Below are 13,041 nucleotides of genomic sequence, written 5' to 3'. Positions count from 1 at the left end.
CTTATCTTGGTCGTACAAACAGAGGCTAAGACTCCGGTCTATCAGGCCATGGCACGTTGCAACAAATGTGGTGAGCGGGCTTGTCCCGCGATGCGCCGCGCGGGCGGCGCTCGATTTCAAAGGCACTACAAATCCAAAGGCATGCACCCGCGATGCGCCGCGCGGGCGGCGCTCGATTTCAAAGGCGCTACAAATCCAAAGGCATGCACCCGCGATGCGCCGCGCGGGCGGCGCTCGATTTCAAAGGCGCTACAAATCCAAAGGCATGCACCCGCGATGCGCCGCGCGGGCGGCGCTCGATTTCAAAGGCACTACAAATCCAAAGACATGCACCCGCGATGCACCGCGCGGGCGGCGTTCGATCTCAAGAACACCACGAGATGTCCCTGCATGCGTCTAGCCGCCATGACACGCCACAAAGACTTACCTTTAGCGCCAATCCCCCTCCATTGTTTCTTTTTGTCGTAGTCTTTTTTACCCGACCCCCCGCCCAACATCTTCTAATACCCCACACTAACCGCTAGTCTCGCCCTTGACGTACTGCCGAAGTTTCCCCATCAGAACGAGCCGGCCATGACCGATTTGTCCCGTACGAATGGATTCTCCAGCCAGGCCCTGGGCTTGCTGGACGGGCGTTTCTACCGGCCGCCGTTGCCGGACGGCCATGTCGCACGAGCGCGCCTGTCCCAGCGTCTGCTCACGGGACTGGGCGGCAGGTTGCTGCTGATCAATGCACCCGCAGGCTTCGGCAAGAGCTCGCTGGCCATCGAATGCTGCCAGAACCTGCCCAGCCACTGGCGCAGCCTCTGGCTCGGCCTGAGCCAGAGGGACAGCGAGCCAGGGCGCTTTCTGGAAAGGTTGCTCGAAGGTCTGCAGCAGTTCTGCCCCGCCCTGGGAGGCCAAGCGCTGGGCCTGCTGAAAATGCGCCAGCATCATCAGCCGTTCGCCTTCGAGGAGTGGCTGGACAACCTGCTCGACGAGCTTTCTCTTTATCTTCACCCCAGCGATCCGGTACTGCTGGTGCTGGACGACTATCACCTGGCTCAAGGCCCGGTGTTGGACCGTTGCCTGCAATTTTTCCTTAACCACCTGCCGCCCGGACTGGTCTTGCTGGTCACCAGCCGTCAGCGTCCCGACTGGCACCTGGCCCGTCTGCGCCTTTCGCGACAATTGGTCGAACTCAACGAACAGGATCTGCGGCTTACCTCCGAGGAAGCCTTGGCCGTTCTCGGCAAGCAGCCGACCGGCCTGCGCGGCCAGGCGCTCGACAACCTGATCCAGCGCAGCGACGGCTGGGTCGCGGGCCTGCGCTTCTGGCAACTGGCGGCCGGCGAATCCGGTGATGATCCGGCCATGCCGCAAGCCTTGCACGGTGGGGAAGGGCTGATCCGCGATTATCTGCTGGAAGAGGTCATCGAAATACTGCCCGCCGACGTGCAAGCGTTTCTGTACGAGACGGCCTGCCAGGATCGTTTCTGCGCGCAATTGTGCGATGCCCTGCGCGAACGCACGGACAGCGACGAGATCCTTCGCTTCCTGCAGGCCCATCAGGTGTTCCTGGTACCGCTGGATGAGCATGGCCGCTGGTTCCGTTATCACCATCTGTTTTCCGATCTTCTGCGCAGTCGCGAATCCGGCCAACCGCTGGCAACCCTGCACCTGCGCGCCTGCCGCTGGTTCCAGAAGCACGAGTTGCTCGACGAGTCGGTGGAGCAGGCCCTGCGTGCCGGGCACCTCGACGTCGCCGCGGATCTGGTGCAGAGCCTTTCCGAAGAGCAACTGCTGGCGGAGCAGAATGTCGGCATGCTCCTGCGCTGGAAAATGGACCTGCCAGACAGCCTGCTGGTCAGCACGCCACGCCTGATCGTCCTGTATAGCTGGGCGCTCGGGCTGGCCTGCCAGCTGGATGCCGCCCAGGAGCTGGCCAGTCACCTCAGCCGCTTTCTGCCCGCGCCGTCGGCCACCGCGCAACGGTCGATGCTCGCTCAATGGCTGGCCCTGAGCGGCATCATCGCCAGGGGGCGTGGCGATCGCGAGCGAACCCTGGCCTGCTGCGGCGAAGCCCTGCAGACCCTGCCGACCAAGCGTTACGGTCAGCGCCTGGTATGCCTGTCGACCTTGTCCAACCTGGCCATCGCCGACGGCGATTTCTGGCGGGCCCGGGGCTGGAACCGGGAGGCGCTCGAGCTGGCCCAGCGCGTGGGCAATCCGCTGTTCGAAGCCCTGGCTCATTATGATCGGGCGCGCGTGCTGCACGCGCGCGGGGAGGTATCACGAGCGCTGGAGGAAGTTCATCGTGGGCTCCAGCGGCTACAGGGATTGCCCCCCCAGCGCTTGTACGCAGTCCGGGCGCGCCTGACCCTGTACGAAGGTTTCCTGCTCGCCGCCCGTCTGCAGTCCGAGCAAGGACGGAGTCGGCTCCGCGCCGGGCTCAGCGAGGCCCGCGCCTGTCGAGACATCAGCGTGCTGATCGGGCATTGCGTCATCGCCACCCTGGACGGTCGCGAAGGCCGCTTCGCCGACGCTTTCGCCGAGCTGGCCGAAGCCGAACGGCTGATGCATATCTGGGACGTGCCGCCCATCTTCTACCTGGCAATGATCACCTTGGTGAAGTGCGAGCTCTGGCTGGCCCAGGGCAGGACCGATCTCGCCGAATCCTGGCTGCTGCGCCTGGGGCAGACTTATGGCGGCGAGCAAGCGGCCCCCGCCCCCGAATTTCACCCACTGCTGCCTTTGCACATCGAGTTGCAACAGGCCTCGCTGGAGCAGAAGCTGGAGCGTCCTGCCCAGGCGCTCGCGCGTCTGGATGCGTTGGCCAGGCGCGGTCAGGCCGGCGGTGGGATGATGTTGTGTGTCAGTGCCCTGTGTCAGTCACTGAGTCTGCTGTTGGCGCAAGGCCGGGAGGCCGAGGCGCGCGGTGTGCTGCCGCAGGCACTGGAGGCGGCTCGGGGCGGTGCGCTGCAACCCTTCCAGCAACTGATCGAAGGGCATTCCCTATGGCTGCGGGAGCAATTGCTGCAACGCCCTGCCTGCGAGGTCCAGGCGACTCTGCTGACTCGTCTGCCACGGGTCCTGGTAGCCCCGACGGGAGCCAGCGAAGCCCTCAGCGGCCGTGAGATGGCGGTGCTCGAACTGATCGCGCAAGGGTGCTCCAACCAGGAGATCAGCGAGCGCCTGTTCATCTCCCTTCACACCGTCAAGACCCATGCCAGTCACATCAACAGCAAGCTCGGTGTCGAGCGTCGTACTCAGGCAGTCGCTCGCGCCAAGACATTGGGCCTGCTTTCCTGAGCTCCGGCTATCCCATGCCAAACGTCGGGTTGATGTCCTTTGGCTATCATTCGGGTCGCGTGGATCGCGCTCATCTTTTTTCGCCTCTGGCCGATACAGGGTTGGGCGTCATCGCCACGGGCATTTTTCCTTCAACCCATGACAGGTCGTGTTGATGCTGCAGTACGGGCAAAAAAGCTTTCTGATCGTCGACGACTACAGCGATTTTCGAACGTCGACGCGTTCCATGCTGCGCGAGCTGGGTGCTCGCGAGGTGGACACCGCCGACAGTGGCGAACAGGCACTGCGCATGTGCGCGCAGAAGCGCTATGACTTCGTCCTTCAGGACTATCACCTGGGCGACGGCAAGAAGAACGGCCAACAGGTGCTGGAAGATCTGATCATCGACAAGCTGATCAGTCATGAGTGCGTCTTCGTCATGGTGACCGCCGAGAGCAGTCAGGCGATCGTGCTCAGTGCCCTGGAGCACGAGCCCGATGCCTACCTGACTAAACCCTTCAACCGCGTCGGTCTGGCCCAGCGCCTGGAAAAGCTGACGCAGCGCAAGACGCTGCTCAAGCCGATCCTCCAGGCACTCGATCGCAGTCGTCCCGCCGAAGTGCTGGCAGCCTGCGCCGAGCTGTGTCGCAAGGATCCACGCTTCGCGCCGTTGTGCCTGCGCTACCGCGCCGACGCGTTGCGCGACCTCAACCGCTTCGACGAACTCGAGAAGTTGCTCACGGCCATTCTGTCCAGTCGACCGCAGCCCTGGGCCTATGCCGCCCTGGGCAGCCTGCTGCACAAGCGCGGCAAGGTCAGCCAGGCGCAGGGAGTCTACGATCAGGCGCTCAAGGCGTTCCCGATCATGCCCGGGCTCTACGACGGCATGGCCCAAGTGCTGGTTGCCCAAGGCGAGTCCAAGCGCGCCCAGAACATGCTCGAAGAAGCCGTGCGGCTATCGCCTCTGGCCGTGCGTCGGCAGTCGATGCTGGGCAAGCTGGCCATGGAGAACGGTGACTTCGAAGGCGCCACCAAGGCTTTCCGCCAAGCGGTCAATCAGGGCAAGAGCTCACGCTACAAGGACCCGGAGTGCAACCTCAACCTGGCCCAGGCGCTGATGAGCAAGAATCAGGGGCATGGCCTGGATGCGCGTACCCGTGTCGAGATCAACACCGTGCTCAGCGAGGTAGCCAAGGACAACGCCGATGACCAGGGGCTGCAGGTCCGTGCGCGGATGATGAAGGCCGCCAGCCTGCAACAGGTCGGCGACCCTGAAACCGCGGGCAAGTTGACCGAGCAGGCCGTCCAGCGGCTGGAAAAGATGGAGCAGTTCTTCTCGGTCGACGCCGCCCTCACCGTCGCCAGGCAGTTGCAGGCGCTCGGTCAGGACGGCGCTGCCGTGTCCATCCTCAAGGGTTGCGTGGAAACCTACGGCGATGATCCCAAGGTCATGGAGAGCGTCTCCAAGCTGACCGACGATCCCGCCGTGCTCAACGCGGTCACCCAGGCGGTGGAGCTCAACCGCCAGGGTGTCCGTAGCTATCAGGGCGGCGACCTCAAGGAGGCGCTGGATATTTTCCGGCGGGCGTTGGCCATGCAGCCGAAGAACATCAGTATCTCCCTCAACACCACACAAGCCTTGCTGCGTATCGCTGGCGACAAGCTTTCCGAAGAGGTCATGCAGGAATGCCGCAAGAGCCTCAACGGTGTCGCCGGCATTCCCGCCAGCGACAATCGCTACGACCGTTACCGTAAACTCCATATCCGAGTCTTTGGCGCATGAACCACGACAACCAGGGGCTGGATTTTTCCACGGTGATCGCCTCCACCGTACACGACATGAAAAATTCCCTCGCCGCGCTGACCCAGGCCCACGGCCAGTGGGTATCGCGCATGCCTCCCGAACTGCGTAGCGCAAGCGAGCAAGGCGTGATCGAGCATGAGTTTTCCCACCTCAACAGCATGTTGGTGCAGTTGCTCGGCCTCTACAAATTAGGTGTCAATCAGCTTCCCGTATGCCCGGACTACCACGAGCTCGACGACTTCATCGAGGCGCAGCTGGCGCAGCATCAAGAGGTATTGGTGCAGCGCGACATCCTGGCCACCTGGCGTATCGATACCGACGCTCCGCTTGGTTTCTTCGATCGCGAGCTGGTCGCATCGGTGGTGGCCAACGTGATCGACAACGCCATCCGGCACGCCGGCCACGCGCTGCTGCTGAGCATCGAGGAAGAAGACGAGCAGTTGATCATCTGCATCAACGACGATGGCCCCGGCTACCCGAAAGTCATGATCGAGCGCCAGGAAGAGTTCGTCCAAGGCATCGACCAGAGCACCGGCAGTACCGGCCTGGGCTTGTACTTCGCGGCCCGGATCGCTGCCTTGCACGAACGTGACGGCATACGCGGGCGGATCGAGATCAGCAATGGCGGCACCTTGGGCGGTGGCCTGTTCAAGCTGTATCTGCCCTGATCGCTTGAGCGCCCACACCGGGCGCTCCCAGCGTGCATCCCATCCATGGGATGCACCTCCCTCGGGGCGGGAATGTCCCTCTTACCCGACTGTTGTCCTTGGACGAAGCGCTGCATCCGAGCTCATTCGTTGATACGAGGGTGTTGTTGCACCAGCGTCTGGCGCTTGTTTTCCAGATCGGAAATCTGCGCATCGATGTCTTCGATCTTCTGTTCGATATTGTCGTGATGCTCTTGCAGAAGCTCGCGCGCTTCTTCGATGTCGGAAGCGGCAGGCGTTGCACCGCGCAGGGGTTTGTTCGCTGTTTCCTTCATGGTGATGCCTGTGACCAGACCGATCACGGCAATGAACATCAGGTAGTAGGCAGGCACGTAGAGGTTGTTGGTAGCCTCGACCAGCCAGGCGGCGATCGTGGGCGTCAGGCCGGCAATCAGTACCGAGATATTGAAAGCACTGGCCAGCGCGCTATAGCGGATATGCGTCGGGAACATGGCTGGCAACGTGGAGGCCATCACGCCGGTGAAGGCATTGAGCAACACGGCCAGGATCAGCAGTCCGGCAAAGATCAGGCCTAGCACATTGCTGTTGATGAGCATGAAGGCCGGGATCGCCAGAACGAACAGGCCGACACTGCCGAAGATGATGAAAGGACGGCGACCATATTTGTCGCTCATCAGCCCCATGATCGGCTGGACGAACAGCATACCGATCATGATGGCGATAATGATCAGCACGCCGCGGTTCTCACTGTAGTGCAAGTTGTGCGAGAGGTAGCTCGGCATGTAGGTGAGCAGCATGTAGTAGGTGACGTTGGTCGCGATCACTACCCCGATACAAGTCAGCAGGCTGCGCCAATGCTTGGTCGCCACCTCCTTGAACGATACCTTGGGGCCGCCGGCAAGGCCTTCGCGATCGCCCTGTTCCAGCTTGTCCACATGCTGTTGAAATGCCGGTGTTTCTTCCAGGGCGTGTCGCAGGTAAAGCCCGATCATGCCTAGCGGAAGCGCGAGGAAGAAGGGCAGGCGCCAGCCCCATTCGAGAAATTCCTCCTCGCCAAGGACAGTGGAAATCAGCACCACGACGCCGGCGCCCAGAACAAAGCCTGCGATCGAGCCGAAATCCAGCCAGCTCCCCAGGAAGCCGCGCTTGCGGTCAGGCGCGTATTCGGCAACGAAGATGGAAGCCCCCGTGTATTCGCCCCCGACGGAGAAGCCCTGCGCCATCTTGGCAAGCAGCAGGAGGACGGGGGCCCAGACGCCGATGGAAGCATAGGAAGGGATAAGTCCTATCGCGAAGGTACTGATGGACATGATCACGATGGTCGCTGCCAAGACCTTCTGCCTGCCGTAGCGGTCGCCCAGGGCACCGAAGAACAGCCCGCCCAGGGGACGGATCAGGAAAGGAACCGAGAAGGTTGCCAAGGCGGCGATCATCTGCACGCCAGGATCGGCGCCCGGGAAGAAGACTTTGCCCAATGCGTAGGCGACAAAGCCATAGACACCGAAGTCGAACCATTCCATCGCATTGCCCAACGCTGCGGCAGTGATGGCTTTGCGCATCTTTGCGTCGTCGACGATGGTGATGTCGTTCAGGCCGATGGGATTGACGTGTTTCCGACGTGATTTCATACAGATTACCTTGTGCGACCATGTCTCGTCGCGGGCTGTCAGCGGCGGGCGAGACCAATGAGGCCAATGGGCGGTGCTCGGTTGTTCGGCAAGGCCGGGACCCGTGACGTTAAGATCCGGTAACACATGAAATAATTCACCCCTCGTCGATTCTTTTCGATTTTAAGGAGACGGCTGGCATGGCAGTTGTTGTCATGGATTCATGCTGTGCATGTCATGGCCGCCAGATGCATGTCGCTTCCGGCGGCCATGGACGACCTTATTTCAGCACGAGCAGACGGTAGACACCGGCTTCGCTTTCGATACCGTGAGTATCGTGAGTGAAGCCAGGGAAGGATTTGTCGAAGCTTTCCAGCGCCTTCAGATAGGCCAGTAATGGCCCATCTGCGGCCCCGGCGTTTTCGCCCGGCATCAGCAGTGGGATGCCGGGTGGATAGGGTACGATGCCAGTGGCCACGATACGCCCGGCTGCTTCTTCCAACGTCACCAGTTCGACGTCGTTGCGGACCAGTTTCTCGTAGGCCTCCACTGGGCTGAACACGGCCTCGGGCAGCATGCCGAAGGCCTTGGCCATGATGGACGTGGTCTTGTGTTCCCTCATGGCGGCGAAGATTTCGTCTGCCAGATCCTTCAGGCCCATGCCGGCGTAGCGGGTCTGGTTGGCTGCCAGCAGGTCCGGCAGGCACAGTTCCAGCTCCAGGTTGTCGTCATAGTCGCGTTTGAAGTCCAGCAGAGCGTTGACCAGGGTGCCCCACTTGCCTTTGGTGATACCGATGGAAAACAGGAAGAGAATGGTGAAGTCGGTGGTCTTCTCGACGATGATGCCCTGGCGTCCAAGATACGCCGAAAGAATACAGGCGGGGATACCTGTGTCGAGCAGGTTGCCATCGTCGCCCATGCCGGGGCTGAGGATCGAGACCTTGATCGGGTCCAGCATGCAATAGCCGTCTTCGATATCGCCGAAGCCGTGCCACACCTCGTTGGGGTGCAGTACCCAGCAATACGGCTCGGTTTTCAGCAGCGTCGGGTCCGCTTCGTGGAAGGGCACCGTGGCGTCGCCCACTTGGACCGTTGGCGGCTGCCAGCAGGTGAAGAACCAGTCTCCGGTGCTTTGCATCTCGCTGTGCATGCGCGAAATGACCTGACGCAGGGCAATGGCTTCCTCGATGGATTCAGTCGTGAGGATCTGCCCGCTGGGCGCTTCCATCATCGCGGAACTGACGTCGCAGGAGGCCATGATCGCGTAGTTGGGAGAGGTCGAGGCGTGCATCATGAACGACTCGTTGAAGCGCCCGTGATGGATCGGGTTACGGCCATGGCGCACGTGAATCATCGAGGCCTGGGACAGAGCCGCGAGCAGCTTGTGCGTCGACTGGGTGGCGAAGACGGTCGGCTTCGATTCATCGTGATCGGCCGGATTGCCATGCATGGCGAAGCGTTCGCGGTACAACGGGTTGAACCGCGCGTAGCCGTACCAGGCTTCATCGAAGTGCAGCCGGTCGACACTCTGCCCCAGCAGCTCCTCGACGCGAGTGACGTTGTAGGTCAGCCCGTCGTAGGTGGAGTTGGTGATGATGGCGTGCACGGGCGTCGGATCGATGCCGTCCTTGACCAGCGGGTTGTTGGCGATGGCCGCCTTCACACCTTCGCGGCTCAATGTCTGCGGCAGGATCGGGCCGATGATGCCGTAGCGGTTGCGGGTCGGCACCAGGTAGGTCGGAAGGGCGCCCGACAAGGTCATCGCATGTTCGGCGGACTTGTGGCAGTTGCGGTCGCACAAGGCGATCTGGTTGCGCGTGACGCTGGCCATGAGGATCACGCGGTTGGACATCGAGGAGCCGTTGGTGACGTAGTAGGTGCGATGGGCTCCGAACACCTTGGCGGCGTAGCGCTCGCCCTGACCGATCGGACCACTGTGATCGAGCAGCGAGCCAAGTTCACCGACCGAGATCGACAGGTCCGAACGCAGCAGGTTCTCCCCGAAGAACTCATAGAACGCGCGGCCCGCGGTACTTTTGAGGAAGGCCGTGCCACCGGCATGTCCTGGGGTATGCCAGGAATACTCGTAGGACCTCGCGAATCGCACCAGCGCGCCGAACATGGGCGGCAAGGCGGCCTGGCGGTAACGTTCGATGGCCGCCAGGATACGTCCGCTGAGGAAACGGCTGGTATCTTCCGGCAGCCAGATGAAGTCATCGGCGTGCTGCATGACCACCAGTGGAATATTCGAAGCGGTGCTGCGATCACTGATCAGGAAGACCGGTACCCGGGTATTGCGTTCACGCAGGCCGGTCAGCAGGTTGATGCAGGCCTCGTGGCCTTCGCTGTCGTCCATCTCCCAACTGAGCAGAATGCACTGGACAGCCGGATCGGTGTGCAGGATCGACCGTGCATCGTTCATCGACTCGGAGGTGAGCACGCTGATGCCACGTTCCTCCACTTCGCTGATCAGTTGATTCAAGGCACGACCGAAGACCGTGCGTTTGTCCGGCGGGCTGCTGACCAGTAGCGTGAGCATGCCGAGCGTATGTCTGTACTGCGTCATGATCTGACCTCCTTCAAGCCTGTTTGCAGATGGTTCACCGGCACCGGCTCGCCGGTGATGTGCTGAGCGCTGACCGTCTGTGTGGGGACGCTGTTGTTGAGTGCTTCCAGCGCGATAAGCCGGTTATTGACGAAGCTGAACAGGGTGTAGCCGAAGATGGTTGCGACGCCGCCGAGCATCAGCGCCTGTTCGCCTGAACTGTAGAGCGCCAGGTAGCTGTAAGCCGTCGCCACCCAGGCGACGATGTTGGTCGCAAGCGCCTTGCCTGGCGTCACGTTGCAGACCTTTTGTATGGTCATCAGCGCCGCCATGGACAGGATGTAGGGCACAAGGTTGGTGACCACCGCGAGGTTGACCAGGGTGTCGAACTGCTTGCTCAGGTCGGGGCTGATGGTGAGCAGCCCGAGTGCCGTTTGACCCGCCAGCAGGATCAGCATGCCGACGATCGGTGTGCCTGCCTTGTTGGCCTTGGCAAATATGGGCAGGAAGTAGCCGGTGTCCGCCGAACTCTTGAAGACCTGGGCAATGGTGAACTGCCAGCCCAGCAACGAACCGATGCAGGCCAGCACCATCCCTGTCATGACCAGGTCACCGACGAAGGGCGAGAACATCTTGGCGAACACCAGGCCGAACGGCGCCGTGGAGGAGGCCAGTTCCGGGTTGTCGACGATACCTGCGATCACGTTGGTCGAGACGATATAGATCACTGCCGCGCCGAGCGTGCCGCCCAGTACGGCGATCGGCACGTTCTTTTCGGGGTTTTCCACCGCGTCGGTGTTGGCGCACGCTGACTCAAGTCCGAGGAACGCCCATAACGTGATGGCCACCGACGCGCCAGCCGCTTCCAGATAGCCCATGTCGTGCGGGTTCCACCCTGCGGCGTAGATGCTGCGGTCAAACCAGAACCATCCGATGGTGGACACCAGAACCACTGGCGCGATGACCCCCCAGACAGTCACGGAGCCGATCCTGCCGGTGATCCGCGCGCCGCCGAAGTTGGCGAAGGTGGTGAGCCACAGCAAGGCGATGGTTGCCAGACCGACTTGCAGCGAGTCGAGTTCCACGCCGAACAGGACCTGGATATAACCGATCGCTGTGATGCTGATCGCCACATTGGCAATCAATAGCGACAGGCCGTAGGTGTAGTTCGTCAGGTAGTTGCCGGCCTTGCCGAATGTATACTCGGCGTAACCTCCCATGCCACCGGTCTTTCGACTGAGCATTCCGCAGCGTGCAAACGCGTAGGCCAAGGCCAGAGACCCCGTTGCCGTCACTAACCACGACAGAATGGAAATGCCGCCGACCTCGGCGAGCTTGCTAGGAAGTAGCACAATACCTGAGCCCAACATATTGACGGCGGTCAACATAGTCAGTTGTCCTACTGTCATTTTCTTCGCCGTTGACATTCTGTGTCTCACCTGATGCCTGGAATGGATACTTATCTATAGCAGATAGTAAGGACGTGGCAAGAAACAACTGCTTTCCGTCTGTTCGTCGGTGCAGCTGGATCGTCGGTGAGACAGGGTTGTTCATGTACAAGTTGGTGGTCTTTAACTTGGCCTTAAACCCGCTTCATGTCAGAGGGCTGTTCCACCTTGCGAGTCAGTTGCCAGGTTGATCACGCTTTTTGTTTTCATAATGCATTGTTTTCAATGCTTTATCACTGAATCGACGACGTTGCGTAGTTGTCGATGCCGCACCGAGAAATACGTGTCAAAAAACCTGAGTCTGCCTGAAAAGGCTGCCTGGTCGACGTCCAACTAGTTGTCGAAGAAAGAAATTTCTACCACCGAAGCAGCGATAATGTAGTCAAGTTAGCATCGGCTATTTCGTTAACGATTAGCTCGCGGCGATGCCTGGGTCCTGATCGCTGCAAAGAATAGATACGGCAACACTTATATGGCTGTTCGCCCAAAATTGAATAATTGAGGGTAGACCCATGTCCACGTCGAACAGAGCAGTTGTCGGCCTCTTCCTGAGCACTATGTTGCTCGGGGGATGTGTCTCTCAAGTGACGGAGTGCGCGCAGTATTCCGGCTTCATACTTGACTACGACAGATTGAAACAGACGACTTCATCGAGCGGGCGCCCTGTGATGCGCTGGATCGATCCGCAATTCAAATCCCGGTCTTACAATGCGATAGTCTTCGACACACTTGAGCTGTATCCATCGCCCAGACCCAACGAGCGCGTCAACCAGCAAACGCTAAAAGACCTGCAAGCGTATGCGAGCGCTACCGCAAGAGAGACCATGGCGCGACGCTATGCTGTGGTGCAGATGCGCGGCAATCCTTTCGTACGTGCTTGAGGCGTCAGGGAATTTTTCCACCCTATGGCAATCCAAGGCTGGTACAGATCCACGATCGATCCGCTGCACTCTTGAATTTCCGTAGGAGCTTTCCATGATGCGTCGTCTGCTTATCGTCGCCACCGCCGCGGCCGTGATGTCCGGTTGTGCCAGCAACAACCCCTATGAAAACCAAGGCCAGGCCCAAGGTTCCACGGGTATGAGCAAGACCGCCAAGTACGGCGGCCTGGGCGCCCTGGCTGGTGCTGTCGCGGGTGCCGCCATCGACCACAACAGCCGTGGCAAGGGCGCGCTGATCGGCGCGGCCGCCGTGGGGGCCGCCGCTGCCGGTTATGGCTACTATGCCGACCGCCAGGAAGCCGCGCTGCGTGAAAGCATGGCCAACACCGGCATCGAGGTTCAGCGTGAGGGTGACCAGATCAAGCTGATCATGCCGGGCAACATCACCTTCGCCACCGACTCGGCCAACATCTCGCCGAGCTTCTACACGCCATTGAACAACCTGGCCGGTTCGTTCAAACAGTTCAACCAGAACACCATCGAGGTGATCGGTTTCACCGACAGCACTGGCAGCCGTCAGCACAACATGGACCTGTCCCAGCGTCGTGCCCAAGCGGTCAGCAGCTACCTGACATCCCAAGGCGTCGATGCATCGCGCGTTTCGGTGCGCGGCCTTGGCCCGGACCAGCCGATCGCCAGCAACGCCGATGCCAACGGCCGTGCCCAGAACCGTCGGGTAGAGGTGAACCTCAAGCCTATTCCGGGTCAGCAGTACCAATAAGCAGCAGGCAGCGGGATAAAGAACGGGGCGAGTCTTG

8 protein-coding genes are annotated in these 13,041 nt (G+C 60.8%); 5 read left to right on the top strand and 3 right to left on the bottom strand.

Translation table 11 applies throughout. The features are described from left to right. The first annotated feature begins 573 nt into the window (after positions 1-573). The 3 genes from G7009_RS09185 to G7009_RS09175 all read left to right on the top strand — a co-directional run bounded on the left by G7009_RS09185 (position 574) and on the right by G7009_RS09175 (position 5,742). Positions 574-3,291: a LuxR C-terminal-related transcriptional regulator gene (locus tag G7009_RS09185; protein WP_181129679.1), complete on the top strand. Its 2,718-nt coding sequence runs from the start codon at positions 574-576 to the stop codon at positions 3,289-3,291. Positions 3,292-3,445: 154 nt separating this feature from the next. Then, positions 3,446-5,053: a tetratricopeptide repeat-containing response regulator gene (locus tag G7009_RS09180; RefSeq protein ID WP_181129732.1), complete on the top strand. Its 1,608-nt coding sequence runs from the start codon at positions 3,446-3,448 to the stop codon at positions 5,051-5,053. After that, positions 5,050-5,742: a sensor histidine kinase gene (locus G7009_RS09175; RefSeq protein ID WP_181129678.1), complete on the top strand. Its 693-nt coding sequence runs from the start codon at positions 5,050-5,052 to the stop codon at positions 5,740-5,742. Before G7009_RS09180 ends, G7009_RS09175 begins: the two co-directional genes overlap by 4 nt. A 122-nt stretch (positions 5,743-5,864) precedes the next feature. Here G7009_RS09175 and proP read toward each other — a convergent pair whose 3' ends face one another. From proP to potE, 3 genes are all read right to left on the bottom strand, one after another. Beyond that, positions 5,865-7,370 (bottom strand): glycine betaine/L-proline transporter ProP, encoded by a 1,506-nt coding sequence (gene proP, locus G7009_RS09170; RefSeq protein ID WP_181129677.1) that lies wholly within the window; start codon positions 7,368-7,370, stop codon positions 5,865-5,867. A gap of 259 nt (positions 7,371-7,629) precedes the next feature. Further along, complete coding sequence (locus tag G7009_RS09165) at positions 7,630-9,915, bottom strand: Orn/Lys/Arg family decarboxylase (protein ID WP_181129676.1); 2,286 nt, start codon at positions 9,913-9,915, stop codon at positions 7,630-7,632. Continuing rightward, positions 9,912-11,321 carry a putrescine-ornithine antiporter gene (gene potE, locus G7009_RS09160; protein WP_181129675.1) on the bottom strand — a complete coding sequence of 470 codons (1,410 nt, stop codon included), beginning with the start codon at positions 11,319-11,321 and terminating at the stop codon, positions 9,912-9,914. Before potE ends, G7009_RS09165 begins: the two co-directional genes overlap by 4 nt. A 533-nt stretch (positions 11,322-11,854) precedes the next feature. Between potE and G7009_RS09155 the strand changes: the two genes are divergently transcribed. Then, positions 11,855-12,223 carry a DUF3313 family protein gene (locus G7009_RS09155; protein WP_181129674.1) on the top strand — a complete coding sequence of 123 codons (369 nt, stop codon included), beginning with the start codon at positions 11,855-11,857 and terminating at the stop codon, positions 12,221-12,223. A 94-nt stretch (positions 12,224-12,317) separates the two neighbouring features. Continuing rightward, positions 12,318-13,004: an OmpA family protein gene (locus G7009_RS09150; protein WP_181129673.1), complete on the top strand. Its 687-nt coding sequence runs from the start codon at positions 12,318-12,320 to the stop codon at positions 13,002-13,004. Positions 13,005-13,041 lie beyond the last annotated feature (37 nt).

Source organism: Pseudomonas capeferrum (assembly GCF_013523055.1).
Lineage (GTDB): Bacteria > Pseudomonadota > Gammaproteobacteria > Pseudomonadales > Pseudomonadaceae > Aquipseudomonas > Aquipseudomonas capeferrum_A.
Note: the sequence above shows the minus strand (reverse complement) of the source record. Positions and strands in the feature narration are given on the sequence as shown.